General features: G+C 72.3%; 28 protein-coding genes. 11 read left to right on the forward strand and 17 right to left on the reverse strand.

Annotation, left to right across the window (positions count from 1 at the left end):
• Positions 1 to 148 precede the first annotated feature (148 nt).
• A complete protein-coding gene (locus tag ACICHK_RS37840) occupies positions 149 to 565 on the reverse strand; it encodes a CBS domain-containing protein (protein WP_406840492.1) in 417 nt (138 codons plus the stop codon).
• A 635-nt stretch (positions 566 to 1,200) separates the two neighbouring features.
• Between ACICHK_RS37840 and ACICHK_RS37845 the strand changes: the two genes are divergently transcribed.
• On the forward strand, positions 1,201 to 1,968 hold the full coding sequence (locus ACICHK_RS37845; RefSeq protein ID WP_406841435.1) for a SigB/SigF/SigG family RNA polymerase sigma factor: 768 nt from the start codon (positions 1,201 to 1,203) through the stop codon (positions 1,966 to 1,968).
• A 63-nt stretch (positions 1,969 to 2,031) separates the two neighbouring features.
• On the opposite strand, the gene ACICHK_RS37850 is transcribed toward ACICHK_RS37845, so the two are convergent.
• On the reverse strand, positions 2,032 to 2,874 hold the full coding sequence (locus ACICHK_RS37850; protein WP_151469598.1) for an RNA polymerase sigma factor SigF: 843 nt from the start codon (positions 2,872 to 2,874) through the stop codon (positions 2,032 to 2,034).
• A gap of 298 nt (positions 2,875 to 3,172) precedes the next feature.
• The gene (locus ACICHK_RS37855; protein WP_406841436.1) at positions 3,173 to 5,410 is read right to left on the reverse strand and encodes a catalase; all 2,238 of its coding nucleotides are present in this window, start codon (positions 5,408 to 5,410) and stop codon (positions 3,173 to 3,175) included.
• A gap of 307 nt (positions 5,411 to 5,717) precedes the next feature.
• Here ACICHK_RS37855 and ACICHK_RS37860 point away from each other — a divergent pair, with 307 nt between their 5' ends.
• From ACICHK_RS37860 to ACICHK_RS37870, 3 genes are all read left to right on the forward strand, one after another.
• Complete coding sequence (locus ACICHK_RS37860) at positions 5,718 to 6,590, forward strand: SDR family oxidoreductase (protein WP_406840493.1); 873 nt, start codon at positions 5,718 to 5,720, stop codon at positions 6,588 to 6,590.
• A gap of 145 nt (positions 6,591 to 6,735) precedes the next feature.
• Positions 6,736 to 7,134 carry an STAS domain-containing protein gene (locus ACICHK_RS37865; RefSeq protein ID WP_406840494.1) on the forward strand — a complete coding sequence of 133 codons (399 nt, stop codon included), beginning with the start codon at positions 6,736 to 6,738 and terminating at the stop codon, positions 7,132 to 7,134.
• 8 nt (positions 7,135 to 7,142) lie between these two features.
• A complete protein-coding gene (locus tag ACICHK_RS37870; protein WP_406840495.1) occupies positions 7,143 to 9,347 on the forward strand; it encodes a SpoIIE family protein phosphatase in 2,205 nt (734 codons plus the stop codon).
• Between the two features lie 94 nt (positions 9,348 to 9,441).
• On the opposite strand, the gene ACICHK_RS37875 is transcribed toward ACICHK_RS37870, so the two are convergent.
• The 5 genes from ACICHK_RS37875 to ACICHK_RS37895 all read right to left on the reverse strand — a co-directional run bounded on the left by ACICHK_RS37875 (position 9,442) and on the right by ACICHK_RS37895 (position 13,559).
• Positions 9,442 to 9,795 carry a PRC-barrel domain-containing protein gene (locus ACICHK_RS37875; protein ID WP_406840496.1) on the reverse strand — a complete coding sequence of 118 codons (354 nt, stop codon included), beginning with the start codon at positions 9,793 to 9,795 and terminating at the stop codon, positions 9,442 to 9,444.
• Positions 9,796 to 10,134: 339 nt separating this feature from the next.
• Positions 10,135 to 10,305 (reverse strand): hydrophobic protein, encoded by a 171-nt coding sequence (locus ACICHK_RS37880; RefSeq protein ID WP_151469592.1) that lies wholly within the window; start codon positions 10,303 to 10,305, stop codon positions 10,135 to 10,137.
• A 511-nt stretch (positions 10,306 to 10,816) separates the two neighbouring features.
• Positions 10,817 to 11,338: a TspO/MBR family protein gene (locus ACICHK_RS37885; RefSeq protein ID WP_406840497.1), complete on the reverse strand. Its 522-nt coding sequence runs from the start codon at positions 11,336 to 11,338 to the stop codon at positions 10,817 to 10,819.
• Between the two features lie 61 nt (positions 11,339 to 11,399).
• Positions 11,400 to 13,016, reverse strand: coding sequence for a phytoene desaturase family protein (locus ACICHK_RS37890; protein ID WP_406840498.1), 1,617 nt, complete (start codon positions 13,014 to 13,016; stop codon positions 11,400 to 11,402).
• Positions 13,017 to 13,085: 69 nt separating this feature from the next.
• Positions 13,086 to 13,559 (reverse strand): SRPBCC family protein, encoded by a 474-nt coding sequence (locus ACICHK_RS37895; RefSeq protein ID WP_406840499.1) that lies wholly within the window; start codon positions 13,557 to 13,559, stop codon positions 13,086 to 13,088.
• A 170-nt stretch (positions 13,560 to 13,729) separates the two neighbouring features.
• Here ACICHK_RS37895 and ACICHK_RS37900 point away from each other — a divergent pair, with 170 nt between their 5' ends.
• The 3 genes from ACICHK_RS37900 (at position 13,730) to ACICHK_RS37910 (ending at position 16,285) form a co-directional block, all read left to right on the forward strand.
• Entirely contained in the window at positions 13,730 to 14,608 is an 879-nt protein-coding gene (locus ACICHK_RS37900; protein WP_406840500.1) for an SDR family oxidoreductase, read from the forward strand.
• Between the two features lie 365 nt (positions 14,609 to 14,973).
• Positions 14,974 to 15,840 carry a SigB/SigF/SigG family RNA polymerase sigma factor gene (locus tag ACICHK_RS37905; RefSeq protein WP_406840501.1) on the forward strand — a complete coding sequence of 289 codons (867 nt, stop codon included), beginning with the start codon at positions 14,974 to 14,976 and terminating at the stop codon, positions 15,838 to 15,840.
• A gap of 109 nt (positions 15,841 to 15,949) precedes the next feature.
• The gene (locus ACICHK_RS37910; protein WP_406840502.1) at positions 15,950 to 16,285 is read left to right on the forward strand and encodes a DUF5133 domain-containing protein; all 336 of its coding nucleotides are present in this window, start codon (positions 15,950 to 15,952) and stop codon (positions 16,283 to 16,285) included.
• A 159-nt stretch (positions 16,286 to 16,444) separates the two neighbouring features.
• Here the strand turns inward: ACICHK_RS37910 and ACICHK_RS37915 are convergent, their stop codons facing one another.
• The 4 genes from ACICHK_RS37915 to ACICHK_RS37930 form a co-directional block, all read right to left on the reverse strand.
• Positions 16,445 to 17,116 (reverse strand): DUF3618 domain-containing protein, encoded by a 672-nt coding sequence (locus ACICHK_RS37915; RefSeq protein ID WP_406840503.1) that lies wholly within the window; start codon positions 17,114 to 17,116, stop codon positions 16,445 to 16,447.
• Positions 17,092 to 17,514, reverse strand: coding sequence for a phage holin family protein (locus ACICHK_RS37920; RefSeq protein WP_406840504.1), 423 nt, complete (start codon positions 17,512 to 17,514; stop codon positions 17,092 to 17,094). Before ACICHK_RS37920 ends, ACICHK_RS37915 begins: the two co-directional genes overlap by 25 nt.
• 1 nt (position 17,515) lies before the next feature.
• Positions 17,516 to 18,196, reverse strand: a complete 681-nt coding sequence (locus tag ACICHK_RS37925; RefSeq protein WP_406840505.1) for a hypothetical protein — start codon at positions 18,194 to 18,196, stop codon at positions 17,516 to 17,518.
• Between the two features lie 151 nt (positions 18,197 to 18,347).
• Complete coding sequence (locus tag ACICHK_RS37930) at positions 18,348 to 19,697, reverse strand: PP2C family protein-serine/threonine phosphatase (protein ID WP_406840506.1); 1,350 nt, start codon at positions 19,695 to 19,697, stop codon at positions 18,348 to 18,350.
• Between the two features lie 227 nt (positions 19,698 to 19,924).
• Here ACICHK_RS37930 and ACICHK_RS37935 point away from each other — a divergent pair, with 227 nt between their 5' ends.
• Entirely contained in the window at positions 19,925 to 21,397 is a 1,473-nt protein-coding gene (locus ACICHK_RS37935) for an aminotransferase class I/II-fold pyridoxal phosphate-dependent enzyme (RefSeq protein ID WP_406840507.1), read from the forward strand.
• A 238-nt stretch (positions 21,398 to 21,635) separates the two neighbouring features.
• Here ACICHK_RS37935 and ACICHK_RS37940 read toward each other — a convergent pair whose 3' ends face one another.
• The 5 genes from ACICHK_RS37940 to ACICHK_RS37960 form a co-directional block, all read right to left on the reverse strand.
• Positions 21,636 to 21,848: a hypothetical protein gene (locus ACICHK_RS37940; protein WP_406840508.1), complete on the reverse strand. Its 213-nt coding sequence runs from the start codon at positions 21,846 to 21,848 to the stop codon at positions 21,636 to 21,638.
• Positions 21,849 to 22,054: 206 nt separating this feature from the next.
• Entirely contained in the window at positions 22,055 to 22,372 is a 318-nt protein-coding gene (locus ACICHK_RS37945) for a hypothetical protein (RefSeq protein ID WP_406840509.1), read from the reverse strand.
• A 71-nt stretch (positions 22,373 to 22,443) separates the two neighbouring features.
• On the reverse strand, positions 22,444 to 22,767 hold the full coding sequence (locus tag ACICHK_RS37950; protein ID WP_406840510.1) for a hypothetical protein: 324 nt from the start codon (positions 22,765 to 22,767) through the stop codon (positions 22,444 to 22,446).
• The gene (locus ACICHK_RS37955; RefSeq protein WP_406840511.1) at positions 22,761 to 23,183 is read right to left on the reverse strand and encodes a hypothetical protein; all 423 of its coding nucleotides are present in this window, start codon (positions 23,181 to 23,183) and stop codon (positions 22,761 to 22,763) included. The genes ACICHK_RS37950 and ACICHK_RS37955 overlap by 7 nt, the downstream gene beginning before the upstream one ends.
• Before the next feature lie 164 nt (positions 23,184 to 23,347).
• Complete coding sequence (locus ACICHK_RS37960) at positions 23,348 to 23,716, reverse strand: DUF6479 family protein (protein WP_406840512.1); 369 nt, start codon at positions 23,714 to 23,716, stop codon at positions 23,348 to 23,350.
• A 183-nt stretch (positions 23,717 to 23,899) separates the two neighbouring features.
• Here ACICHK_RS37960 and ACICHK_RS37965 point away from each other — a divergent pair, with 183 nt between their 5' ends.
• The 3 genes from ACICHK_RS37965 (at position 23,900) to ACICHK_RS37975 (ending at position 25,953) form a co-directional block, all read left to right on the forward strand.
• Complete coding sequence (locus ACICHK_RS37965; RefSeq protein ID WP_406840513.1) at positions 23,900 to 24,148, forward strand: DUF6479 family protein; 249 nt, start codon at positions 23,900 to 23,902, stop codon at positions 24,146 to 24,148.
• Positions 24,149 to 24,270: 122 nt separating this feature from the next.
• Positions 24,271 to 24,954, forward strand: a complete 684-nt coding sequence (locus ACICHK_RS37970; protein ID WP_406840514.1) for a diguanylate cyclase — start codon at positions 24,271 to 24,273, stop codon at positions 24,952 to 24,954.
• A gap of 60 nt (positions 24,955 to 25,014) precedes the next feature.
• A complete protein-coding gene (locus tag ACICHK_RS37975; RefSeq protein ID WP_406840515.1) occupies positions 25,015 to 25,953 on the forward strand; it encodes an alpha/beta hydrolase in 939 nt (312 codons plus the stop codon).
• Positions 25,954 to 25,958: the final 5 nt, after the last annotated feature.

The following is a 25,958-nucleotide window of genomic DNA, read 5'->3' on the forward strand; positions in this document are numbered from 1 at the left end:
GCGCGGGGAGGAAGAGCAAGGAGCGACGCCGCCACGGCCGGAAACGTTCCCCGCCGGGCCCGCCCTCGGATTTGACCGCCGTCCTGCGGGAGCGGGCGGAGCCCCGGTCGCGGGGAGGCGTGACCAGGACTCCGCCCCCGTCGGGCGGTCAGTCGGTGGAGAGCGCCTCCAGGAGGTCGCCGGCCTTGGGGTCGGGGAGCGCGCGGGCGGCGTCGGCGAGGGCGACCATGCCCACCAGGTCGTGACCGTCGATGACGGGCAGACGGCGCACCTTGTGCGTGGTCATGGTGCGGATGATCTCTTCGGCGTCGTCGTCGGCGCCGATGGTGACGGCTTCACCCTGCGCGAGTTCTCCGGCCTTGCACGTGGCGGGGTCCTTGCCGGCGCCGAGGACCTTCACCACGATGTCCCGGTCGGTGATGACGCCCTTGAGTTTGTTGTCGGTGCCGCAGATCGGCATGGCGCCGACGCCGAGGTCCTTCAGCTTCTTGGCCGCGTCCAGGACGCTGTCCTCGGCACCGATGCACTCGGCGCCGCTCGTCATGATCTCTCGTGCCGTCGTCATGATCGCTGTCCCTCCTCGGGCCGGGCCCGTTCACGGCTGCACCGGCGTTGTGTGTGAGGGCTGCTGGGTCCCCGGTTTTCCCCGTGTCTAACGGAGACGCTCCTCGGTTGTCCGAGAACGAGCGGTGAAGATCTTCCGGGGCCGCCCTCGCGGCGGTCCGGGAGCGACCGCGGGGCCGTCGCCTTTCCGTCGTCTTCCGGCGAATAAAGGGACCGGAAACGGAGCACTCGGGAGGCAGGCCGGCCGGTTCCCTCGGGAGGCCGGCACGGCTCGGGTTCCCTCGGTTCGGACCCATGTGCCGGGGGAACCGCCGAACGGGAGCGCCGCGACCGGACGGACGGGTACGGGTGTGATCCGGGTTTGCGGTCGTGACCACGGGGGGACCCGGGATCCGTGCTTCGGACCGGAGGTACAGCGCCGAGCGGGGGTCCTCTCGTACGGCCCCACCTTCGGTGGGCCCGCGCATTTCCGCCCGGCGGAACCGACAGACCTTGTTCGGGCCGTCTCCGGAACCACGGCGGGGATGGCCCGAGCCCACGTCCAGGAGCCGCCCCGTGCGCACCGCCCTCAACTCCGACCGCCGTTCCGACCGTGAAGCGCGCGGCTCTCCCGCCACCGCCCCCCGCTCCGCGCGGGTGGCCGAGTATCCCTTCCCCGAGGCATTCGAACTCTTCGTGCTGCTGAGGGAACTGCCCGAGGGGCCGGAACGGGACGCCGTGCGGGACGAGCTGGTCCGCGTCTGGCTGCCCATGGCGCACCGGATCGCCAGCCGCTTCCGCGACCGCGGCGAAACCATGGAGGACCTGCGCCAGGTCGCGGCCCTCGGCCTGGTCAAGGCCGTGGACCGCTTCGACCCCGGGCGTGGAGCCTTCGAGAGCTACGCGGTACCGACGATCACCGGCGAGGTGAAACGGCATTTCCGGGACCGGATGTGGGCCGTGCGGGTGCCCCGCCGGGTGCAGGAGCTGCGCAACCGGGTACGTCTCGCGCGCCGCGAGCTCACCCAGCGTCCCGGCAGTCCCGAGCCCGGCCCGGCCGACCTCGCCGCCCACACCGGCCTCACCGAGGAAGAGGTCGCCACGGGCCTGGAGGCACTGGAGAGTTACAGCACCGTCTCCCTGGACTTCGGTGAGGACGGCGCCACCCTGGCCGACACCCTGGGCGTCGACGATCCCTCCTACGAGGTCGTCGTCGACCGCGAGGCGGTCAAGGAGGGGCTGCGCCGCCTGCCCGAGCGCGAGCGGACGATCCTTTACCTGCGCTTCTTCGAGGACATGACGCAGGCTCGTATAGCCGACCGGATGGGGCTCTCCCAGATGCACGTCTCCCGGCTCATCACGAGCAGCTGCGCCCACGTACGGGACGAGGTGCTGGGGCAGTGCTCCAGCGATTCCTCCGAGTGAGACGTGCCCTGTTCCACGTCCTCGCGTGGGGTCCACGCAGGGGCGGGGCCACTCGGCGCGTGGTCAGTGCGTGGTGAGCATGCCCGCGCGGAGCTTGGCGAGGATGCGGTTGAGGAGGCGGGACACGTGCATCTGGGAGACACCCAGGTGTTCGCCGATCTGTGCCTGGGTGAGCTCGTCGACGAACCGCATGTGGATGATGCGGCGTTCGCGCTCGTCGAGCGAGGCGATCAGGGGGGCCAGGGCGTGGAAGTCCTCGACGAGTTCGAGCGAGCTGTCGTCGCTGCCGATGAAGTCGGCCAGCGCCGCCTCGCCCTCGTCACCGGAGCTGATGGCGGCGTCGAGGGAGGCCGAGTTGTAGCCGTTGGAGGCCAGCCGTGCCTCGTTGACCTCCTCCTCGCTCAGGGACATCAGCTCGGAGAGTTCCTTGACGGTGGGCATGCGGCCGAGCCGGCCGCGGAGCTCCTCGGTGGCCTTGGCGAGCTGGACGCGGGCCTCCTGGAGGCGGCGCGGGACGTGGACCGCCCAGGAGGTGTCGCGGAAGAAGCGCTTGATCTCGCCGGTGATGTAGGGCACGGCGAAGGAGGTGAACTCGACCTCGCGGGACAGCTCGAACCGGTCGATGGCCTTGATGAGCCCGATCGTGCCGACCTGGACGATGTCCTCCATCTCGTCCGCGCTGCGGCTGCGGAAACGCGCGGCGGCGTAGCGCACGAGGGTGATGTTCATCTCGACGAGGGTGTTGCGCGCGTACTGGTACTCGGGCGTGCCCTCCTCCAGGACGGCGAGCCGGTCGAAGAACAGCCGGGACAACTGCCGGGCGTCCCTGGGGGCGATCTGGGAGGGGTCGGCGATCTCCGGGAGCGGGGCGGTCCGTGCCTCGGTGGTCATCTCGGTCGCCGTCATCACAAGCCCCTCCCTGGGTGGTCCTTTTCCGCGCCGCCGGCTTCCGGGAGCCGGCCAACCCGCGTCTACCCCGGGTCGCGGAGTGCATGCCAGTTTATTTCGACACTTCTGCGCGGGTGCCGGTCCGTGCCGTGGAGCGCGGATCCGGAGGGCCGGGCCGGAGCGGCCGGTGACATCGCCGGCGGCCGGGGGACGGGCGGGTGCGGCAGGCCCCGTGGCCCCTGGCGGGTGGGGTCACGGGGCCTGCCGGTCGGCGCCGCGAGACCTGCCGGACGGTGCGACGGGGCCTGCCCGGCCGTCAGAGAACGGGGTCGAAGCGGTCCCAGGCACGATGGCGGCCCAGCAGTTCGGTGATGCCCCGCAGCCCGCTCTCGGCGCTGTCGGCGGTGACGACGCCGGGTGTGCCGGGGGCGATGCCGGCGGCTTCCAGGGCCCGGGCTCCCCCGTTCCAGGCCCCGATGGCCTTTCCGTGCCGGTAGGCCTCGGCGAGCAGGAGCACGACGCGCGGGTCGATGCCCGTGGCCGCCCCGACGCCGTCGTCCGCCTTGGCGTCGCGCGCCGCGAAGGCGTCGTCACCCGGCGCGGGCGCGGACGTCACGAGGAGGGCGTCGAACTCGGTGGACCGGGCGGTGGCGAAGGTGCGCTGCACGGTCACGGGATCGCCGTCCTGGTCGAGTACGCCTCCGGCCGGGGCGATCACCAGGGGCACCATGTCGGCGTCCAGGGCGGCCCGTGCCACGGACCGGACGCCGGACAGGTCCTGCCCGTCCGCGGTGATGACACCGACGGTCCGTCCGTCCAGCGGCCAGGTGCTGCCGAGCTGGGAGAGTGCGGGGCTCGGGGCGGGGTCGGCGAGCGTCACGGTCGGTGCGGGGGCCGGCAGGCCGAGCCCGGTGGCGACCTGCGCGCACAGCTCGCCGTCGATGTTGGCCAGCACCTTCAGCGCCCGCTCCTTGATCGCCTTCTCCCAGCACTTGTTCAGCTCGAAGGTGTAGGCGGCGACGATGTGTTCACGCTCGGTGGGCGTCATGCTCAGCCAGAACAGCCGGGGCTGGCTGTAGTGGTCGTCGAAGGAGACCGCCGCGTCGCGGACCTTGGGGGCCGCGGGCACGTGCTCGGGGACCTCGACGTAGGCGCCGTTGTCCTCACCGGCGAGGAAGGGGCAGCCGCCGTCCAGCGAGTTGGGCCGGTAGGGGGCCACGCCGCGGTGGACGGCGGTCTGGTGCATGCCGTCGCGCAGCATGTCGTTGACGGCGGCGTGCGGCCGGTTGATGGGCAGCTGGTTGAAGTTGGGGCCGCCGAGCCGGCTGATCTGGGTGTCGAGGTAGGAGAACAGACGGCCCTGGAGCAGGGGGTCGTCGGTGACGTCGATGCCGGGCACCAGGTGGCCGAGGTGGAAGGCGACCTGCTCGGTCTCGGCGAAGTAGTTCGAGGGGTTCGCGTTCAAGGTGAGCAGGCCGACCGGCTGGACCGGGGCCAGCTCCTCCGGCACGATCTTGGTCGGGTCCAGCAGGTCGATGCCCTCGAAGAGCTGGTCCTCGGTGTCGGGGAAGGTCTGGACCCCGAGTTCCCACAGCGGGAAAGCACCCGCCTCGATGGCGTCGGCCAGGTCACGGCGGTGGAAGTCGGGGTCGACGCCCGCGGTGATCTGGGCCTCCTCCCACGCCATGGAGTGCACGCCCAGCCTCGGCTTCCAGTGCCACTTCACCAGTGTCGTCGCACCCTCGGCGTTCACCAGCCGGAACGTGTGGACGCCGAAGCCCTCCATCATCCGGTACGAGCGCGGGATCCCGCGGTCGGACATGTTCCACAGCGTGTGGTGCGTGGCCTCGGTGTGCAGGGTGACGAAGTCCCAGAAGGTGTCGTGGGCGCTCTGGGCCTGCGGGATCTCCCGGTCGGGATGCGGTTTGCCCGCGTGGATGATGTCCGGGAACTTGATCGCGTCCTGGATGAAGAAGACCGGGATGTTGTTGCCGACCAGGTCGAAGACACCCTCACTGGTGTAGAACTTCGTCGCGAAGCCGCGCGTGTCGCGGACCGTGTCGGCCGATCCGCGCGAGCCCAGCACGGTGGAGAAGCGCACGAAGACCGGCGTCTCCACGTCCTTGCCCAGGAAGGCGGCCTTGCTGATCCGGGCGGCGGTTCCGTACCCCTGGAAGACGCCGTGGGCGGCGGCGCCCCGGGCGTGCACCACCCGCTCCGGGATGCGCTCGTGGTCGAAGTGGGTGATCTTCTCGCGCAGATGGTGGTCCTGCAGCAGCACCGGCCCGCGCCGACCCGCCTTCAGCGAGTGGTCGGTGTCGTACAGCCGCGCCCCCTGCGCGGTCGTCAGGAACTCGCCGCCCTGGGCGACCTCGTCCGGCGGGGTCGACGTGGCCTGCCCGGTGGGGCTGTAGGCGTCGGGGCCGCGCTGGTCCGGCTTGGGCGGCAGCGGGCCGGCGGGCCGGGTCGGCTCGTCCACCGACGGCGGCACGGGCGCCGGGGCGCCGGGGATGTCGTTGCCGGAACTGACGGCTTCCTGGACCTTCTCGACGATCTTGTCGGCGGTTGCCGCCACAGGGTTCTTCTTCTTGGCGCTCACGACGTTTCCGATCAATGGGGGAAGGGCGGGCGGACATGGCTTCGGTCCCCACGGGGACGGGCCACTCGACGTGCGAGGAGGGTGGGTACCCGTTTCGGCGACCGCGACGCAGAGGCGTCCACCGCGCATGCGGAGGGCGGGCGCGGGTACTCACCCGCGGCACGCCGGTCCGGGGCGGCCCTCGCGGCCGCCGGTACCGCGTTTCCGGCTTCCTTCCCGCACCTGACCGCCCCGGCGGACCCCGGCCCCAGAAAGGTGATCCATGTCCGACAACCCGGTCGACAAGCATCCCCGCCCCGACCTTCCGCAGCAGGACCAGGAACATCCCGGCTGGACGGGCCCCATGGACCCTCCGCCCGACCACGGTGAGGACTCCTACGAAGGGTGCGGCCTGCTCCGGGACCGCAAGGCGCTGGTGACCGGCGGCGACTCCGGCATCGGGCGCGCGGTGGCGCTCTCCTACGCGCGTGAGGGAGCGGACGTCCTGTTCACCCACCTTCCCGAGGAGACGGACGACGCGACCGAGACCGCACGGCTGGTCGAGGAGGCGGGACGCAAGGCCGTCGCCGTCGCGTGCGACATACGGGAGGAGGACCAGTGCCGCCGGCTGGTGGAACGCGCGGTCGAGGAGTTCGGCCGCATCGACATCCTCGTCAACAACGCCGCGTACCAGATGTCCCAGCCCGACGGCATCGGTGAGATCTCCACCGAGCAGTTCGACCGCGTCATGCGCACCAACCTGTACGGCATGTTCTGGCTGTGCAAGATGGCCCTGCCGCACATACCGGCGGGGGGCTCGATCATCAACACCACGTCCGTGCAGGCCTACAAGCCCAGTCCGCACCTGCTGGACTACGCGACGTCCAAGGGCGCGATCGTGACCTTCACCCAGGGGCTGGCGCAGATGGTGGCGGGCGATGGCATCCGCGTCAACGCCGTGGCGCCCGGGCCGGTGTGGACCCCGCTGATCCCGGCCACGATGCCGGACACCACCGAGTTCGGGAAGCAGGCTCCCCTCGGCCGGCCCGCCCAGCCCGCGGAGATGGCGCCCGCCTATGTGTTCCTGGCCTCCTCCCGGGCGAGCTTCATCACCGCGGAGATCCTCAACGCCACCGGGGGGACGCCTCTGCCTTGACGGCCGCGCGCTCCACGGGTTCCGGCAGCCCCGGGCGGGACGAGCGCCCCCGCCCGGCACACCCCTGACCCGCGCCTCCGGTCCTCCGGCGGATCTTTACCATGGGGAAAGGAAGCTGATCTGGAGGCTGTGAAGAGTGTTCTCGGTGGAGGTCGAACCGATCACGCAGGCGGTGGTGCTCTCGTTGCGGGGGGAGCTGGATTTCGACAGCACCGTCCAGCTGGACGAAGCGGCCGACCGCCTCCTCTCGGGGGAGGGCGGGCAGCCGGCGCTTGTCATCGTGAACTGCACGGACCTGTACTTCTGTGACTCCTCCGGGATCGGCTGTTTCGTCCGGATGTACCAGCGGCTGACCGCCCGGAGCGGCGAACTGCGCATAGCGGCGGCCCCCGCCCCCGTGACACGCGCGTTCAGCCTGACCGGACTCGACCAGGTCATCGGCGTGTATGCGACGATGGACGCCGCTCTCGCCTCCGGCAGTGGTGGGTACGGAGCCGGCACCGGGGCGGGCCTTCCCTCGGTGTCCTTGTCGGCCGAGGGATGACAGGAGCGATGACACGCGTGCCGGAGCAGTCACCCGCGCCCGATTCCCCGATGACCCGCCCCGCCGCCCGGGGTGACGCCGAGCCGGACCTGTGGAGCGTGTTCGGGCAGTCCAAGGCGGTGTTCGCCGCCCTCGCCGGCCCCGCCCACCTGCTGGAGGGCGCGAACCCCGCCTTCTCCGCCGCGATCGGCGGTGAGGGGCGCCTCCGTATCGGCGCGCCGCTGGGACAGCTGATACCGGAACTGGCGGACCAGGGATTCCTCGAGCTGCTGGACCATGTCTACCGCAGCGGCAGGCGCCATGTCGGGCGCGACGGCCGTGTCCTGCTGGGCAGCGGTCCCCAGGCGCGCGAGGCGTTCTTCGACTTCACCTACGAGCCCCGTCTGGACGCTGGCGGCAACGTCACCGGCGTGTGGGTGTCCGGCGTGGAGACCACACAGCTCAAGCAGGCGCAGCGGCTGACGGCCGAGCACCGTGCCCTGCTGGAGCAGATCGCCCGTCAGGCCCCGCTGCACCAGGTGCTGGACGGCATGGCCCGCGTCATCGAGGAACTCTCTCCCGACGAGGTGCTGGTCTCGGTGCTCCTCGCCGACGCCGACGGCCGGCATCTGCGCCACGGCGCGGCACCGAGCCTTCCCGACTTCTACAACCGGGCCATCGACGGCATCGCCACCGGGGAGGGTGTCGGCTCCTGCGGCACGGCCGCCCACCGCCGTCAGGCGGTCATCGTGACCGACATCGCCACCGACCCCTTCTGGGACGAGTTCCGGGACCTGGCGGAGCGGGCCCGGGTGGCGGCCTGCTGGTCCACCCCCATCCTCGCGCGGGACGGCTCTCTGCTGGGCACCTTCGCGATGTACCACCGCAGCCCGCGCACCCCGCAGGAGGCCGACCACGCGCTCGCCCGGGTCTTCGCCGACACGGCCGCCCTGGCCATCGAGCGGCACCAGGCCGAGCAGGGCCGTCTCGCCGCGGAGGCGAAGGCTCGTGCCGCCCGCGACGACCTGGCCTTCCTCCTGGAGACCAGCACCGCCCTGACCCGGAGCCTGGACCACCACCAGGTCCTGCGGCGGCTGGCGGACTCCTGCGTGCCGGCGCTGGCGCCGCTCTGCGCGATCGACATCGTCGAGGCGGGCCGCGTACGCCGCGTCACGACAGCCGGACCCACCCCGCGCGACCGGGAGTTGCTCGCCTCCCACACCCCGTTCCACGACGCCGCCGACGACGCGGTGGCGCGGGTCCTGGAGAGCGGCCTGAGCGAGGTCGCCCGGCGCGCCCCCACCGGCCCCGGCCCCTGGCCCGACCTCGGCGTCACCGGTTACCTGTGTGTCCCGATGGCCGACCGCGGCCGTGTCTTCGGCACCCTCACGCTGCTCACCACCGGCGAGGACGCCTTCGACGGCCGTACCGTCGCCCTGGCCGAGGAGCTCGCCCGGCGCGCCGCCACGGCAGCCGTCAACGCCCGCCAGTACACCCAGCGCGTCGCGCTCGCCCGCGATCTGCAGGCCGGCCTGCTGCTGCCCGAGGTCCCCGCCGTCCCCGGCGCGGACATCGCCATCCACTACCACCCCGCCGGCGAAGGCCTCGACATCGGCGGCGACTTCTACGACCTCTTCCCCCTCGCCGACGGCCGCTGGGCGTTCATGGTCGGCGACGTGTGCGGCCGCGGCGCCATCGCCGCCACCACCACCGCCCTCGTCCGCCACACCGCCCGCGCCGTCGCCCCGCTGGTGCCCGGCCCCGAGGCCGTCGTCGACGCCGTCAACAAGGCCCTCCTCAACCGTCCCGACAGCCACGGCACCGGCTTCGTCACCCTCGTCTACGGTCACCTCGCCCCCGTCGAGAACGGGCTCGACGTCACTTTCGTGCGCGCCGGCCACACCCTCCCGCTCCACATCACGGACGACGGCGCCCACCCCGTGGACGCCGCGGGTTCCCTGCTCGGTATCACGCCCAGCCTCCACCTGGAGCCCCACCGCCTGACGCTGCGGCCGCACGAGAGCCTGCTGCTGTACACCGACGGCATCACCGAGGCCCGTGACGGCGACGGCGACCTCCTGGGCGAGGAGCGTCTCGCCGAGGCCGTGGGGCTGGAGCGGCCCACGGCGCACGACGTGATCAAGGCGGTGATCGGCGCCGTGCACGCCTTCAGCGGCGGCCAGCACGGCGACGACGACCAGGCCGCCCTCGTGCTGACGGCGACCCCGCGCTGACCCGTCCTCCGGCCCGTCGGGGAGTCCGGCACACGCGAAGAGCGGGGCCGGCCGGAGTCGCTCCGGCCGGCCCCGCTCCCGGGTCCCGCTGAGGTCAGATGCCGCGGTGGCCCTGGTAGTAGGTGCCGATCTGCTCGTGGTAGCCCGCGTCTCCGACGTGCTTGTCCTTGTCGAACTCGGGGGAGTCCTTGATCTGGTCCTTCGTCAGGGCGACGTAGACCTTCTTCTCCTCCTGGTCGACCCGCTGCACGGTTCCTGCGGGCAGCAGAACGTGCTTGCCGAAGATCCACACGCCGGTGTCGACGACGAGGTAGGCGGAGTCGACGTCGTCCGAGTGCTTGTCGACCTTGCCGATGCTGCCGTCGGTCGCCTCGACCTTGTACCCGGTCAGATCGGTGCCCGCGATGTGGCCGGTGGTCGGCTGGTAGCCCCAGATGCTGTCACTCATAAGGAACTGCTCCCTTGTCGCGATCGATTTCCTCTCCACGGTCGGACCGTGGAGTTCTCCGGAACGTCATCGAATAACGGTGACTTTTCCTCGGAAAGCCGGGTGCCCGGCTTTCCTCGATTCCATGCCTTCATTTCGCGAAGACGATCGGGCGGCCGGGGACACCGTGCTGGAGGCGGCGGTTCCCGATGTCACGGCCGTCCCCGGCCCCGACCTCCGAGTACCCCGGAACGGGAGAATCACCGCTTTCTCCGCGCATCGCCGCGTGAGCCGGAAAACGGGTGGGCCCCGGCGCCGCGGCGCCGGGGCCCACCCGTCGGAACTGCTGTTCGGGGACGCTCACCAGCGGTACCAGCGGCCACGTCGGCCGCCGTTCGCCGCCGGACGGATCACGAAGCCGAGAGCCCACACGATCAGCACGACGACCGCGACCCACCACAGGGCCTTGAGTGCGAAACCGGCGCCGAAGAGGATCAGGGCGAGCAGAAGAACAAGAAGAACGGGAACCATGATTATCAACCTCCGGAACGCCGTGTGCCCTGCGGGTCGGACCGCACACCCGGAGATTCGAGCTTCCCGAAGAATCCGGGCCCGTGACAATTCACTGCGGAACTCCTCGATTGGAGGACGGGATCCGGGGAATGCGCGTGCCGCTCCGGTGTCTCGGCGAGGCGGGTGGAGCGGCCCGCCCGGGCGACGTTTGTCCGGGCGTCCCCGGGTAACTCGGCACACCAGCGAAACGAGAGAAGATGAGACGCCGTGACCAGGCGAACCGCAGAGAAACCCGTCCTCCGAGTGGCAGAGACCGGCTGGGCGAAAGCACGTCACCTCCCCCGCAGAAGCGCACGTACCTGTGTTGCCGCCGTCGCGGACGAGACCACCTCGCCCGTCGCGTACACGAGTGCCGAGGGGAACATCGTCAGGGGCGACGACTGAATCCACCCCTCGGCTTCCGGCCCCCGGCACACCGTGCCGGGGGCCGGAAGCCGAGGCCGTGAACTCCGGAGCGCCCGCGCCCGCCCTACCGGTGGCGCGCGGGATTCCGTCGCGTGATGGAGCCGTTCAGCGCCGTGGCGAAGACGCACCAGCCCGCGTACGGCACGAGCGCGCGGGCCGCCGTGGGGTCGACCCGGCGGACGCGGTGGATGAGTTCGGCGTTGCTCAGGTTCAGCAGGAGCGTGCCGTAGAGTCCCGCCTTCGGCTCGCGCAGGCCGAAGAACAGCCAGTTCCATCCCGCGTTGAGGGCGAGGTTGACGGCCAGGCCGGCGGCCAGGCGGGTGCGAGGGGGACCGTCGGGGGAAGCGTTCAGGGCGTGTCCGGCGGCGTAGGCGATCGTGGCGTAGAGCGGGGTCCACACGACGCCGAAGACCCAGGGCGGCGGTTGCCACGGCGGTTTGCGCAGGGACCGGTACCAGGCGCTGTCGACGTCGACCGCCCGTGCCCCCAGCAGGGCGGTGGCCGCCACCGCGGCCGCGCCGACGCCGTAGCGGAGCAGGGCCTTCGGCGTTCGTTCGCTGCCCGAGTGTTCGCTGATCAGCCTCATGTCCCTGGAATTCCCCCGTACGGCCCTTTCACCGGTGGACGCGGAAGGCGGCCGCCGGTCGTCATCGCCGGCCCTTGCGGTCGCGGTGGGCCAGCCGGCTCTGGAGGCGGGAGAGGGAGATGAGGCGGGGCCGGCGCAGGGCGGCCCGTGCGGCGTTGGCCCCGGGGGCCCCGTGGACCCCGCCGCCCGGGTGCGCCGAGGCGGAAGCGAGGTAGAGGCCGGGGACGGGTGTCTCCGGGCGGCCGGAGCCGGGACCGGGCCGGAAGACCAGCTGCTGGTGCAGGGCGGTGGTGCCGCCGTTGATGGCGCCGCCGTGGAGGTTGGCGTCCAGGCTCTCCAGCGTGGGCGGGGCGAGGACGCGCCGGGCGCGGACGAGGCCGCGGAACCCGGGGGCGTAGCGCTCGACCTGGGCTTCCACGCGGTCGGCGAAGGCTTCCTGCTCCCGAGCGTCCCACGAACCCGTCAGCTTGTCGTCTCCCGCGTCCCCCCGCACCTTCTGCGGTACGTGCGTGTAGGCCCAGGCGGCCTCGGTGCCGGGGGCCGAGCGGCTGGGATCGGCGGTGGTCATCTGGCCGAAGAGGGAGAAGGGTTCGTCGGGGACACGGCCCATGGCGATCTGTGAGGCGAAACGGGTGAGACCGTCGACGCCGTCGGCGAGGTGGACCGTTCCCGCCCGCGCGGCCCCGGAACAGGTCCACGGAACCCGGCCGTCCAGCGCCCAGTCGACCTTGAACGTGGCGAAGTCCCACTGGAAGCGCCTCAGATCGGCGAGCAGCCGTGGGGGGAGGTGGTCCTCAGCCACGAGGGAGCCGTACAGGGCGGGGGCGGAGACATCGGCCAGGACCGCCCTGCGGGCCGGGACCGCGTCGCCGGCGGCCGTGCGGACGCCGACCGCGCGGCCGCCGCGGACGACGACCTCGGTGACCCGCTGCCCGCAGCGGAGGGTGCCGCCCTTCCGTGCCAGGCGGCGGGTGAGAGCGGAGGCGAGCGCTCCGGAGCCGCCGGCCGGGACGGGGAAGCCGTAGGTCTGGCCGAGCATGGACATGAGCCATCCGAAGCCACCGCTGCCCGCGGCCTCCGGCGCGAGGTCGGCGTGCAGGGCGTTGCCCGCGAGCAGGAGCCGGCCGCCCTCGCCGCGGAACTCCTCCTCGCCCAGCCGCCGCACCGGCAGCACCATCGTCCTGGCCAGCCGCAGCCCGCCCGAGCCCCGCAGCCGCAGTGCCAGCCCCGCTCCGGCGCGGATCGGGGGGAAGGGAGTGAACAAGGCACCGAGCAGGCCCTCCCGCACCGTCTCCCAGACGCGCCACAACTCCTTCCACGCCGCCCCGTCGCCCGGGGCGAACGCCTCCAGGCTCGCGGCGGTCTCCTCCAGTTCACGGCTGAGGACCGCGCAACGGCCGTCGAGCAGGGGGTGGGCGAGGACCTTCGGGGCGTGGCTCCACGCCAGCCCCTCCTCCTCCAGACGCAGACCGGCCAGGACCGGGGAAGCCGCGGCCAGGGGGTAGAAGGCGCTGAAGACGTCGCTGACGAAACCGGGGTCGACCCCCCGGTCGTGCCGGACCGCCCCGCCGGGCACGTCCTGGGCCTCCAGCACCTCCACGCTCCAGCCGGCATCGGCCAGGAGGTTGGCCGCGACCAGCCCGTTGGGGCCCGCCCCGATCACTACGGCGTCCGGCATGACATGCTCCCGGTTCGATGGGTGGCGCCGCGCCCGATGGCGCGGCCGTCCGCGGCTCCCGGCGCGGGCTCAGGCGCTGCGCGGCTGTCCGACCCGGGTACGGGACGGCTCGTCGGCCTCCTCGCAGAGCCGGGCGAGACGGCGGAGCATCGTGCGGTGCCGTATCTGCTGTGCCGCGTCCACGAGGCCGTTGTGCAGGGCGCCTCCCGGGCCGCGCAAGGGGTGTTCGTCGAGGATGAGCAACGTGTGCTCGCCCCAGGGCCGCAGTTCGATCGCGATCCTCGCGGTCCCCAGCGCTCCGCTGTCCGCCTCCAGTTCGAGCACGGTGTTCGGTTCGCTGCGGCGCACGATGGTGCGGTTGCGCAGAGTGACCGGTCCGATCGCGATCTCGTAGCGGAGGGTCGCCCCCAGATCCGGCCACGTCCCCTCGTCGGCTTCGGCGTGGGAGGTGCCGACGACCCACTCCTCGAAGCGTCCGGCGTCGGACAGGACGTCCCAGACGGCCTCGGGGGGCTTCTGGATCAGGCGATGCCGTACAGCCATGTGTGCCTCCGCCGTTCGAAGTGCCCCGTCCCTTGCGCGTTCCCAAACCGGGACGGAGCACACACCCGTCCCACAAGTGGTGGCCGCCGCCGGCACCCGGAGCGCCGTCGGCGGGGGAGCGGGGCATCCTGGATTCCGGACCCCGCACCGTTCCGCCGCGTGGAGGTGGCATGTCCCTCGAAGGCCCTCTGTCCGGCCGCACGGCGGTGGTGACCGGCGCCGCCCGGGGACTGGGCTCCGAGACGGCCCGGGCGCTGGTGCGGCGCGGTGCGCGGGTGGCCCTGCTGGGGCTGGAGGAGGGGGAACTGGCGAGGACGGCCGTCGCGTTGCCCGGCGACGCCGTCCGGTGGTGGAGGGTCGACGTGACCGACACCGACGCGATGGAGGAGACGGCCGCACGTGTGCGGTCCCGTCTCGGACCGCCCTCGGTGGTGATCGCCAACGCGGGTGTCGCCGGGGTCGGCCCGTTCCTGGACTCCGATCCGGGCGTGTGGCGGCGGATCGTCGAGGTCAACGTGGTGGGCAGCGCCGTGACGGCCCGCGCCTACCTGCCCGACCTGCTGCGGACTCGGGGCTACTACCTCCAGGTGTCCTCCCTCGCGGCGCTCGGACCCGCGCCGTTCATGAGCGCCTACTGCGCCTCGAAGGCGGGTGCCGAGTCCTTCGCCCAGGTGCTGCGGGCCGAAGTCGCCCACCGGGGGGTGGGTGTGGGAGTCGCCTACCCGAGCTGGGTGGACACGGAGATGATCCGGGAGGGTGACGGGTTCGCCGCCCTGCGGGCGCTGCGGTCGGCCCTGCCGTGGCCGGCCTCGCGCACCCATCCGGCGGCGCAGGTCGCGGAGCGCATGGTACGCGGGGTCGAACGCCGTTCCGCCGCCGTCTACCCCCAGCAATGGGTGAGAGGAGTGCGGTTCGTACGTCCCTGGCTTCCGCCGCTGGTCGTGCTGCGCGCGCGCCGCTTGGCGCGGCGCCTCGACGAGGGTGGAGGCGTGGAGGGCAGCGGGCTCCTCGGGGCGGGCGGGGAGGCCGCGGAGGAGGGGCTCTCGTGACAGGACTCGCCTCCGTTCCCCCTCGCTCCGGGCACCGTTCCGCGCGTGAGTCACGTCGGTGCCGCGTGCGACATCGCTGGTGAGGGCCCCGAGCCCGATCGGGGAGGCAGCGCCCGACGCCGCCGATCACGCCGCGACGAGGCTGGCGGGATCTCGCGTTTGCAGGTGTGGCGGTGGGGAAGTCGGGGGTTGGTGCTTTGGACCGAAGGCGCACGCCCCGCGAGAGACCTCGATCTTTCCGGCTGCGGTTTCCCTCGGCAGCCCAGGCGGCTCTCCGCGCGGTGATCCCTGGCAGAAACCGTTCAGGCCGTGCCCGGTGCTGCTCCCGGGCCGTCCTGGACCCGGCCTCAGGAGCGATTCCCCCGATGCTCACCGAGACGACCACCGCGGGCCCCATGGACGACGACAGCGCCTCCGCCGCCCGGCCCGCCCCCGCCCCATCGCGCCGCGCCCATGACGACGCCCCCGACGAGGCCGCCGCGCTGTTCACGCGTATGGCGTCCCTGGAGGAGGGCCCGGAACGCGACGCCGTGCGCGATCAGTTGGTGGCCCTGTGGCTGCCCATGGCGCACCGGATCGCGAGCCGCTTCCGCGACCGCGGTGAGGACATCGAGGACCTGCGCCAGGTCGCGGCCCTCGGCCTGGTCAAGGCCGTGGACCGCTTCGATCCCGGCCGGGGAGCCTTCGAGAGCTACGCGGTACCGACCATCACCGGCGAGGTGAAACGGCACTTCCGGGACCGGATGTGGGCCGTGCGGGTGCCCCGCCGGGTGCAGGAGCTGCGCAACCGGGTACGTCTCGCCCGTCGCGAGCTGACCCAGCGCCCCGGCAGTCCCGAACCCGGCCCGGCCGACCTCGCCGCTCATACCGGCCTCACTGAGGAAGAGGTCGCCGCGGGCCTGGAGGCACTGGAGAGTTACAGCGCGCTCTCCCTGGACGCCGCCCTGGCCGACGACGACCACACACTCGCCGACACCCTCGGCGCCGACGAGCACTCCTACGACGTCATCGTCGACCGCGAAGCCGCCAAGGAGGCGCTGGGCCGCCTCCCGGAACGGGAGCGGGCCGTCCTGTACATGCGCTTCTTCCAGGACATGACCCAAAGGCGCATCGCCGACCACTTCGGCTACTCCCAGATGCACGTCTCCCGGATCATCACCCGCTGCTGTGCCCACGTCCGCCGTCAGGTGCTGCAGGACCGCGAGTGCCCGGCGGATCCCTCCAAGAACTGACGGACCCCGCTCGAAGGGAGTGGCCGATGGCCGGCGCCTCGGACCTCCACACGTTGTCAAGACAGTCCGCACAAGGCCGAACGGCCCTGAGACCAAGGAGTTCGCACCGATGCTGATGCCCCTCCCCGCCACGTTGCGCCGACTGGTGAAGGAGTACGAGACGCTCCTCGCCGAGCAGGAGGATCCTTCCGGCCGGCGCCTGCGGGACCTCGCCTACACCCTGTGCGTGTCCACCGGCACCCGCGAGATCGCCGACGCCCTCGTCGTCGCACGCTCGTATCTGGCCGACCCGGCCACCACGACCACCTTCACCTCCGCGACGGCCACCAGGTCCGGATCCGGCCGGGTGGCCGTCGCGCCCGGCGGCTCCCGCGACGCCGCCCCGCGCCCCGGGCGGCCCATGACGCCACCCCTCGCGAGCACGGGCCGGGGCAGCGGAAGGTGACAGCCCGGGCGACGAGCCGGTGACGGCGGTTCGTGCGGGGTGGAGACGGTCGGCGGGTACGCCTCCGGTTCGGTGAAACGGCCGGAGGCGTACCCGCCGCTCCGTCTGTCGTCGGAGCCGACGGGCCGCCTCACCGGAACCCCGGTGAGGCGGCGCGACTCAGCTCGGTCCGGTCCGCTGCCGGGCTTCGTCCGCGAGGGCCCGGTCGGAGTCCCGCGTCTGCTCGGTGACCTGCCCGGCCTGCTCACGCGCTTCGTCCCGCGTGGCGCCGACGGCCTGCGCGGCGGTGTCCTTCACCTCCGCGGCCGCGTCCTGCGCCACTTCCCCGGCGCTCTCCTTCATGTGCTGCGCGGACTCCACGGCGGCCTGCTTCACCGGCTCCACCGCGTCGCTGTGCATCAGGTCGGCGGCCTTCTCCTCCTCCACCCGGGTGGAGGGGATCAGCGAGGACGCCAGCAGACCGACCCCGAAGGCGACCAGACCCGCCGCCAGCGGATTGCCCTGGGTCTGACGCCGGGCCATCTCGGGCGCCTCCTGCACGGCCTGCCCCGCCTGGCCCATCGCATCGCGTGCCGATCCGGCGACCTTGCCGGTGCCTTCCTGGAGCGAACCGGCGGCCGACTGCGCGGCACCCGCCACCCCGTGCGAGGTGTGGGACGCGGTGCCCATGACCCGCTCGCGGATGCCCGACACCGTGCCGCGCATCCGCTCCTTGCGGCGTTCCACCATCCGCCGGGGACTCGTGTGGTCGGCGAGCTGGTCCACGTCGGCGGACAGCCGGCCCCGGGTGGCCTCGATCTCGGCCTTCACTTGGTCGGGTGACGTGCCCATTCCTTGTTCTCCTTCATGGTCTCGACGGTTCGCTCCGGCTTGGGGGAGACGGTGCGCATCTGCGTGCGGCCCCGCTGGTAGAGCACGGCCGCCACGACGGCCCACACCGCGGTGACGATCAGAGCGGCCCAGCCGCCGTCCATCACGTTGGACAGGCCGAGCACTGCGGCCAGGGACAGGAACAGCAGGACCATGTATCCCGCGAAGCCCGCGCCGCCGTACATGCCGGCGGCCTTGCCCGCCTTGGCCGCTTCCTCCCGGACCTCGGCCTTGGCGAGTTCCACCTCCTGCCGGAAGAGGGTCTGCAGGTCCGAGGTGACCTGGGCCAGGAGCTGCCCCACGGACGCGTCCTGCTCCTGCGCGCCCAGGGAGCCGGACGCGGGCGGGATCGAGGACATCTCACACCTCCGGGCGGGAAGTGCCCGGCACGCCGTCCGGCGATGTGCCGACGACCGGCGGGGCGGCCGGGGGCAGCGGTGTCTCCGGGAAGCGATCCGTGGTGGAACCGGCCGGCAGGGCGGTGGGGGCGGGGGTGCGCATCTCGCCCAGGTCCCGCTCGCCGGTGGTCCGCCCCTGGTCCTGCCCGTCGGGCCGGGAGGCGTTCGTCGCCGCCTTCGCCAGTCGTCCGACGGCCAGCCCCGCCAGCACCGCGCCGCCGAGGAAGGCCCCGGGGCGGCGGCGGGCGAAGTTCTGGAGGTCGGAGACGAGGCCCTCGACCCCCTGCTTGTCCAGGTAGTCGGCCGTCCGGTGCCCCCGGTCGGCCGCCTGGGCCGCCAGGTGGCGGGCCGGCGAGTCGCCCTGGGCGTGCTCGGCGAGCCCGGAGAGGTCCTGCGCCCACTGCCGCAGCACGCCGGCCGCGCGCCTGGCCTGCCCGTCGGCCTCCTCCATCGCACGGCCGCGCAGATCACCGAGGGCGTTGCCGGCCTGCTGGCGTGCCTCACCCACCACGGTCTTGGCCTGCTCCGCCGCCGTTCCCGCGACCTGCGACGCGGCCTGCTTGGCCTGTCCGGCCGTGGCGGAGGTCTCCTTCATGACCCGTTCCCCCGTGCTCTCCGTTCCGATGTGCGTGGACTCAGTCATCGGCGACTCCTCCTCGCCGGACGCTCGCTGTGGTCCCGTCGATTTCGGTACCGGCCGCACGCCGAAGGCGGTACGCCCGAAAAATCTTCCGTGACCGTTCGTCCCCCACCGAGTGGCCAATAGGTCGCATCCGACACACATTCACCACGATTCATCTGATGCGGCCGTGGACCTCCTCCGGCGGATCCGTCCCCGCCGAGCGACCGTTCGCCCTCTCAGGTCCGTGGTGGAGGCCGCGTGACGGTGGGGGCAGGGGTACGCCCGCCCGTGGCGCGACGGCCGCGGCCGTCTGGGCCTGCGGGCCGAGCCATTCGCACACCAGGATGGTGGCGTCGTCCTGCAGTTGCTGGTCGTGGTGCTGGAGCAGGGCGCGGATGAGGCGGCGGAGGGTCTCGGGAACGGGCAGGCCGTCGCTGTGGTGGCGGACGAGGAAGTCGATGAAGTGGGTGAGACCGAACTCCTGGCCTCCGACGCGGGCTTCGGTGATGCCGTCGGTGTAGAGGACGAGGCGGTCGCCGGGTTCGAGCTGTTCACGGCAGAGGGTGGTGGGCAGATGCAGATCGGTGCCCATGGGGTGGGCCGGCGGGCACTTCAGGAGGGTGGACCAGCGGCCGCCGCGGATCACGATGGGCGGATGGTGGCCGCGGTTGACCCAGGTCAGGACGCCGGTGGTGGTGTCCAGATCGGCGAGGACGCCGGTCACGTAACGGCTGATGCCGAACTGTTCCAGCAGAACCCGCTCGATCCGGTCGCCGAGTTGATCCAGAGGAGTGCCCTGTCGGCGGTGGTTGCGGCAGGCTGCCACGGCGAGGTTGGCGGTGAGCCCGGCGGAGGTGTCGTGTCCCATGGCGTCGAAGACCGAGAAGTGGACGGTGTCGCCGGCGACGGCGTAGTCGTAGGCGTCGCCGCCGACCTCGTAAGCCGGTTCCAGGACCGCGCTGATGATGACCCGGTCGTCGGCGTAGGTGCGTGGCGGCATCAGCGTCCACTGCATCTCGGCCGCGACGTTCATCGTCTTGACACGGGTCAGGCGGGCGTAGGAGTCGCTGGTGCCCCGGCCGCCGACGACCAGCATGGCCACCAGCGACGCCAGCGTCAGCATGTCCTGGTGGACGCCGTCGTCGTCCCGGGCGCTGGTCATGCGCAGGACGCCGAGGCGCTCCGTGCCGTTCAGGAGCGGCACCCACCACGTGTGCGGACCGTCCCGGTTGCCGACGGCGGCCACGACGTGCCCGTACTGGTAGGCGCGGCCGGCGACGGTGCCCTCGACCGGGATCTCCGCCGGGACCTCGACGGTGTTCCGCGCGCTGTCCGGTCCCCTGCCGGTGAGCAGGCGCAGGACGTCGCGCTGCAGGTCGCCGAGGTAGATCCGTACGTCGTCGAATCCGGCTGTCGCGGAGTGTTCGGACACCCGTGACGGCAGTTCCTCGAAGGCCAACACATGGCTGGTGACCAGCAGTCCCGTCAACGTTCGCAGCATCCCACCATCGCGCTGGGTCATCGGAGGCCTCCCTTCCGTCGCTCCCGCACCTGTCGGGCGGGGCCGTGGCGAGTCGTCCGTCCCGTCCGAGTACCCGCTCCGCCCGCGGCTCTCCCGTCGCACTGCGGCGAGGCTCCGGTGGCGGACGGTCTCCGCCCGGAGCGGCCGGCACCGCGGGGTGGCCTTCCCCGCACCCGCCCGGCCCGAATCGATGACATCGAGTCCGCCATCCCGGGAACTGCCATCCCATGGATCTGAACCACGACGAGGCGCCCGTCCTCGAGGCGCTCGCCCGCTACCACGACGCCGACGAACTGGGATTCACGCCTCCGGGGCACAAACAGGCGCGGGGCGCGGATCCACGGGCCCGAGCGGTGCTGGGGGACGCCGCCTTCTTCGGCGACGTCCTCGCCAACGGCGGTCTGGACGACCGGCTGGCGCGCGGCGGCGTACTGGAGCGGGCCGAACGCCTCATGGCCGACGCGGTCCACGCCGACCACACCTTCTTCTCCACCTGCGGCAGCTCCCTGTCGGTGAAGGCCGCCATGCTGGTGGTGACCGGTCCCGGCAGCCGGTTCCTGGTGGGCCGCGACGCGCACAAGTCGGTGATCGCCGGACTCATTCTCTCCGGCGTGGAGCCGGTGTGGGTGGAACCCCGGTGGGACGCCTCGCTGCACATCGCCCATCCGCCGTCGGCGGCCGCCTACGACAAGGCGTTCACGGAACACCCCGACGCCGACGGCGCCCTGGTCACCAGCCCGACGCCGTACGGGGCGGCGGCCGATCTCACCGGCATCGCCGACGTCTGCCACCGCCACGGCAAACCGCTCGTCGTGGACGAGGCGTGGGGCGCGCACCTGCCCTTCCAGGACGATCTGCCCTCGTGGGCGATGGACGCGGGCGCGGACATCTGCGTGACCAGCATCCACAAGATGGGCAGCGGTCTTGAGCAGGGCTCCGTGTTCCACCTGCGGGGCGAGCTCGTCGACCCGGCGGAACTCGCGTCCAGGGCGGACCTCCTCGGCACGACCAGCCCCAACGTCCTGCTCTACGCCGGCATCGACGCCTGGCGTCGGCAGATGGTCCAGGACGGCCGCGGACTCCTCGACCGGGCAATGGAGTTGGCTCATCGCACCCGGACGGCCATCGAGACGATCGACGGCTTCCACGTCAACGACGCGGCCGACTTCTGCGGCCCCCGCCTCGCCGCTGGCTTCGATCCCCTGCCGGTCGTGATGGACATAGGTGAACTGGGCACCACCGGCTACCGCGCGGCGGACTGGTTGTGTGAGCACCACCACCTCGACACGCACCTCTTCGATCACCGGCGTATCAGCGCCCAGTTGACGCACGCCGACGACGAGGAGACCGCGGGCCGTCTCCTGGCCGCCCTGCGCGATCTGGCCGACCACGCGGGAACCCTGCGCGACGCACCGCGGGTCGTCGTTCCGGAGCCGGCCGAACTGCGCCTGGAACAGGCACGGTTGCCCCGCGACGCCTACTTCGCCCGGCACGAGGAGGTGCCGGTCGCCGAGGCCTCGGGCCGGGTCGCCGCGGAAATGATCACTCCGTACCCGCCCGGCATTCCCGCGGTCCTGCCCGGCGAACGGCTGACCGAGCCCGTACTGCGGTACCTGACCTCGGGCGTCGCGGCCGGGATGTTCCTGCCGGACGCCGCCGACCGGCGGCTGGAGACCGTGCGGGTGGTCGCCGAGGACTGACCCGGCCCGCACGGCCTCCGTCCGTGCCGTGCGCATGTCCGGGCCGCGCCCCGTGCGCCGCCCGAAGCCACTGCCCCGTCAGGGCCGACGCCGGGGCCGGCCGACTCGGCCGGCCCCGGCGTCGCGGTCGGTTGCCCTCCGGGGCGGGCCGGGCGTCCGTCCGCGGGCAGGTGCCTTCGACGTCCTGCCCGTCGGGGCGTCCTCGCCCGCCGTCCGTGCCCCGCTCACGAGGGCGCCCTCAAGCCCCCGGCCGGCCACCGCGGTTCTCGAAATCCCGCCGGACCCCGGCCCCCTCGTCCTCCACCAGGCCCGCCCTGTCCGGCAGTTCGAGCAGAGCGGCGCAGCGCTCGCACAGCATCGTCCCGTCCTCGGACGAGATCGCAGGCCTGCTCCCGCACGCCTTGCACACGCCCATGCGCCGCACCTGGCCGCGGGGCTGTCGTTCGTCCATCATCCGACTCCCTTCCGGTGGACGACGCGGAACCGCCGGTCGTCCACCGGACGGGTTCCCCGGAAGCGTCGTGGGATGTGCCGCATCACCGCGGTACCGCCGCACGGGCCCGGCCGACGGCACGGCGAAGCGGTTCCCCGGAACACCGGTCGGAGGCAAGGCAGGACGGTCGCCGACGGTCGGGGCCGCGCGCAAGGCAGCCATCCTCAGCCCGTCAGTTCGGTGTACAGGTGACGGTGCGATGCGGCGACGTGGTCGCGTTCGGTGGCGCGGTCGGCCGCCGTGGCCTGCCAGACCAGCCGGGTCCGGTGCGCCCTGAGGACGGCCTCCCGCAACGACTCCTCGTCCAGGCCGTCCTCCTGCGTATGGCGGTACGACAGGCAGGGGCGCTGCTGGGCGTAGAAGCCGCAGCTGGGAGTGATCACAGTGGTGCCGAGGTCGTAGCAGGCTTCGAGCCAGCCGGAGTGCGTGCCGAAGGAGTACGGCAGCACGGACACGTCGAGCCCGCTCAAGTAGTCCCACAACTGCTCGTCGTCGAAGTGGTCGTGGACGCGCAGGGTCAGCAGACCGCGACGGAAGAGTGCTTCCAGCTCCCTCAGGACGCCGGGGCGTAGGCGTGGGACGACGGGTCGCCCACCTCGCGGTGGACGTTCACCAGCAGCTCGGTTTCCGCGGGCAGTTCGGCCAGTGTCTCGGCCAGGACGCGTACCACGGGCAGGAGCGCCATGTTGGGGCGCGGGCTCTTGGCGTGCACGCCCACCCGGAATCCGTCCCGGGGGGCCTTGGGCCGGCCCAGCCGCGGCGGTTCGACCACGTGGGGGTGCGGCAGCACCGTCGCCGTCCGGTTCCAGCGGGCCGCGATCTCGGCCGCGGCTCCGGACGTGAGGGTGATCAGACGGTCTGCCGCCGGGATCAGCACGTCCAGTGCGGCCAGGTGCGACGCCGGATCGGTCTGACGGGGGTTGCGCAGGTGTCGTGCACGGTGTAGATCAGAGGCTTGCCGTACCGGCGGAGTGCGGCGACGAGGCCGCTCAGTGCCGCGGGGCCCTGCGCGTCGAATCCGAAGTGCAGGTGGAAGAGGTTGAACTGGTCGTGATGTTCCCCGACCCAGTCGGGGTCGAGCATCACGGGCGGCCACCAGCGTTGGGAGGTGCTGGGGGCTCCGTCGGGCCGGGGATCCCTCAGCCTGACGATCCCGTTCGCCCGGCCCACGGGACTGCAGTGCCGGACGTAGACGTGCCCGGCCGGCACCGAGGCGACCCGCGGCCGACGGGCTCCCACGCCCTGCGGAAGGAGCGGGAGGGAGGGAAGAGCAACATGGTCTGCCGTGTGCATGGTTGCTCCTTGGGGGCACGCGAGTGTTCGGGAACGGTGGGTGCCCTTTCGCGGCTCGTCCATGCGGACACGCGCACATGAATAAGGCGCCCCTCGAGGAGGGGCGCCGTCATGCGCGTCGGCGCACTCGCCCCCGACCGGGGGACCGTCCTGCGGCCGGGGATTCAGGTCCTGCCGGAACCGCCGCTGCCGAACGAACCACCGCCACCGGATTCCCAGCGCGGACGCTCCTGCCGGTCGCTGCGCCTGCTGCCGGGGCCGCCGAGCTGGTGCGGGGTGAGGCGCTCGCTCTCGTCCGCGGCCCGGGGCACCTCGTTCGGTTCCCTGATCTCCGAGGACTCGTGCACCGGACCTGATTCCGGAAGGGTGGGGTGCTCGTGGGCCTTGGGCGGGCCCGGCTCGCGACGGCGCGTGCGGATCCCCAGCGGTACCGCCCACACGAGGGCTCCCGCGAGGATCAGCCCGCCCAGCAGGGCGCCGATCGTGCCGAGGGCGGCGTTCGAGAGGGCGATGTTCCAGTATGTACCGTCCATGGCGGCCGAGTACCCGCGCTCGCGCGGCGCAGACTCGGATCTTCCTGCCGTCCCGCGTGCTCCTCGACACCCTGCCGCCGATACCCGGGGCGGAGACGGCCGCCTACTGCCACACCGCCCACCTTGACCCCGAGACCGGGTAGGTCGTCCCGCTCTGGGTACTTGGCGCCCATGGTCACCGAAATGCACACCGTATTGGCGTCCTCGTCCACCGGGATCCTGTGGCCGGTGGTGGGTGTCTTCGTCGTCGCCGTCCTGCTCGCGGCATTCCTCATGGGCCACCGGAACTCCGCCAAGCGCCGGAAATCAGCCCCCGATCCCGAATCGCCGCAGATACAGCAGGCGCGCCGGGAGATGGAGGACCCCCCGCGCCGGGGAGAGGGCTGGAGCACTCCTGACGAGGACCCCGAGCAGGGTCATCCCCATCGATGACCAGGTCGTCGCGGTGGCCCGGTGGCCGTGCCCCGCACGGCCCGCGCCCCTGACGGCCGTTCGGCTCCGATCTTCCCGGGTACCCGCCTCCACGCCCCCTTGTTCCGACCGGGAAGGAATCCATGATCACGCACCGTGCTTCGACGCCCACCCGCTGGCGGCGCTGGCGTTCCCGGCCCGTGCTGCGCGTTCCCCTCGGGGCCGACGACGTGGAGAACGCCAGCCGCAGGTTCCTGCTGTACGGGGTCCTGCCCCTGTGGTTCGTTCCCGCCGTGGCGGACTGGGTGATGCACCGCCGCTCGGACATCGAGCACACCAGCGGGGTGCGGGAGTCCGCGGTGCACGCCCTGATGATGACCGAGGCCGGCATCCCGGTCGTCGCGGGACTCACCGCCAAGATCAATCCGCTGGTCCTGTCGCTGATGGGAGGCGCGGCCGTGGCGCACGGGGCCACCGCGCTGTGGGACGTGTCGCTGGCCACCGACAAGCGCGAGGTGCGGCCCGTCGAGCAGCACATCCACAGCTTCCTGGAGGTGCTGCCGATCACCGCCGCCGCCTTCACCACGTGCCTGCATTGGGACCAGGTCAGGAAGGTCTTCGGGAGCGGTGGACGGGCGGACGACTGGAAGCTCGTGCCCAAGGAACGCCCGCTGTCGGCCGGTTACCTCACCGCGATCGCCGCCGGCGTCGGTCTGTGCGTCGCCCTGCCCTACGCGGAGGAGATGGTGCGGTGTCTGCGCGCCCGCCGGGACGACGGCGAAGCCGCGGAGCGAGCGGCCGGGCCGGCAGGAGAAGCGGGAGTGTGACGCGGCTCTCCCGGAAAGGGTGACAGGAGGTTGTCGCCGACGGCTGAGAGCGTTGCCGGCATGACGATCACAGACGAGGACTGCCTCGCCGAGACCCTGGAGTTCAACAGGTGCTTCGAGGCCGCCGCCGCGGGCCGGCCGGCGCGCGAAGGGAAACCGGACGCGGCCCTGCTGGCCGCCCTGCGGCGCAACCGGCTCGGCGGCGACACGCCACCGGTACGACTGCCGCACGGCCAGGACCACGTCGTCGGAGGCGGAGTGAGGGTACGGGTCTTCGTGCCGGACCGCGTCGACGGCGTGTACCTGCACCTCCACGGGGGCGGCTGGGCCTTCGGGTCCGCGGACGGGCAGGACGAGAGGCTGTGGTCGCTCGCCGAGCGGACACGGCTGGCCGTGGTGAGCGTGGACTACCGGCTCGCGCCGGAGCACCCGTTCCCCGCCGGGCCCGACGACTGCGAGACGGCCGCCCGGTGGCTGGTGAGGCACGCCGCGGCCGAGTTCGGCACCGAACGGCTGCTGATCGGCGGCGAGTCGGCCGGTGCCCATCTCGGCCTGGTGACCCTGCTGCGCCTTCGCGACCGGCACGGCGTCGTCGGCGCGTTCCGGGCCGCCCAGCTGCTCTTCGGGCCCTACGACCTGTCGATGACGCCGAGCCAGCGGTCCTTCGGTACCAGGCGGCTGCTGAGCAACACCGAGACGCTGCGGCAGACCTACGAGCTGTTCACCCCGGGCATGGAGGCGGAACAGCGCCGAGACCCCGAGGTCTCACCCCTGTTCGCCGACCTGACCGGCCTGCCGCAGGCCCGGATCGTCGTGGGCGGTGAGGACCCCCTGCTGGACGACTCGCTGTTCCTGGCCCGGAGATGGCGGACGGCGGGCGCGCCCGTACGACTCGGCGTGGTCGCCGGAGCCATGCACGGCTTCACGCTGTTCCCGCTGACCGTCACCGAGCGGGAACAGCGGCGAGGGTGGGACTTCCTGTCGACCGCAGGACGGTAGTGTCG

Source organism: Streptomyces sp. AHU1 (genome assembly GCF_045343905.1).
GTDB lineage: Bacteria > Actinomycetota > Actinomycetes > Streptomycetales > Streptomycetaceae > Streptomyces > Streptomyces triticiradicis.

Coding starts and splice junctions, on each gene's coding strand:
- ACICHK_RS37840 (WP_406840492.1), bottom strand. CDS start 565: ATGACGACGGCACGAGAGATCATGACGAGCGGCGCCGAGTGCATCGGT.
- ACICHK_RS37850 (WP_151469598.1), bottom strand. CDS start 2,874: ATGACGGCGACCGAGATGACCACCGAGGCACGGACCGCCCCGCTCCCG.
- ACICHK_RS37860 (WP_406840493.1), top strand. CDS start 5,718: ATGTCCGACAACCCGGTCGACAAGCATCCCCGCCCCGACCTTCCGCAG.
- ACICHK_RS37870 (WP_406840495.1), top strand. CDS start 7,143: ATGACACGCGTGCCGGAGCAGTCACCCGCGCCCGATTCCCCGATGACC.
- ACICHK_RS37875 (WP_406840496.1), bottom strand. CDS start 9,795: ATGAGTGACAGCATCTGGGGCTACCAGCCGACCACCGGCCACATCGCG.
- ACICHK_RS37880 (WP_151469592.1), bottom strand. CDS start 10,305: ATGGTTCCCGTTCTTCTTGTTCTTCTGCTCGCCCTGATCCTCTTCGGC.
- ACICHK_RS37885 (WP_406840497.1), bottom strand. CDS start 11,338: ATGAGGCTGATCAGCGAACACTCGGGCAGCGAACGAACGCCGAAGGCC.
- ACICHK_RS37890 (WP_406840498.1), bottom strand. CDS start 13,016: ATGCCGGACGCCGTAGTGATCGGGGCGGGCCCCAACGGGCTGGTCGCG.
- ACICHK_RS37895 (WP_406840499.1), bottom strand. CDS start 13,559: ATGGCTGTACGGCATCGCCTGATCCAGAAGCCCCCCGAGGCCGTCTGG.
- ACICHK_RS37900 (WP_406840500.1), top strand. CDS start 13,730: ATGTCCCTCGAAGGCCCTCTGTCCGGCCGCACGGCGGTGGTGACCGGC.
- ACICHK_RS37905 (WP_406840501.1), top strand. CDS start 14,974: ATGCTCACCGAGACGACCACCGCGGGCCCCATGGACGACGACAGCGCC.
- ACICHK_RS37910 (WP_406840502.1), top strand. CDS start 15,950: ATGCTGATGCCCCTCCCCGCCACGTTGCGCCGACTGGTGAAGGAGTAC.
- ACICHK_RS37915 (WP_406840503.1), bottom strand. CDS start 17,116: ATGGGCACGTCACCCGACCAAGTGAAGGCCGAGATCGAGGCCACCCGG.
- ACICHK_RS37920 (WP_406840504.1), bottom strand. CDS start 17,514: ATGTCCTCGATCCCGCCCGCGTCCGGCTCCCTGGGCGCGCAGGAGCAG.
- ACICHK_RS37925 (WP_406840505.1), bottom strand. CDS start 18,196: ATGACTGAGTCCACGCACATCGGAACGGAGAGCACGGGGGAACGGGTC.
- ACICHK_RS37930 (WP_406840506.1), bottom strand. CDS start 19,697: ATGACCCAGCGCGATGGTGGGATGCTGCGAACGTTGACGGGACTGCTG.
- ACICHK_RS37935 (WP_406840507.1), top strand. CDS start 19,925: ATGGATCTGAACCACGACGAGGCGCCCGTCCTCGAGGCGCTCGCCCGC.
- ACICHK_RS37940 (WP_406840508.1), bottom strand. CDS start 21,848: ATGGACGAACGACAGCCCCGCGGCCAGGTGCGGCGCATGGGCGTGTGC.
- ACICHK_RS37955 (WP_406840511.1), bottom strand. CDS start 23,183: ATGCACACGGCAGACCATGTTGCTCTTCCCTCCCTCCCGCTCCTTCCG.
- ACICHK_RS37960 (WP_406840512.1), bottom strand. CDS start 23,716: ATGGACGGTACATACTGGAACATCGCCCTCTCGAACGCCGCCCTCGGC.
- ACICHK_RS37965 (WP_406840513.1), top strand. CDS start 23,900: ATGCACACCGTATTGGCGTCCTCGTCCACCGGGATCCTGTGGCCGGTG.
- ACICHK_RS37970 (WP_406840514.1), top strand. CDS start 24,271: ATGATCACGCACCGTGCTTCGACGCCCACCCGCTGGCGGCGCTGGCGT.
- ACICHK_RS37975 (WP_406840515.1), top strand. CDS start 25,015: ATGACGATCACAGACGAGGACTGCCTCGCCGAGACCCTGGAGTTCAAC.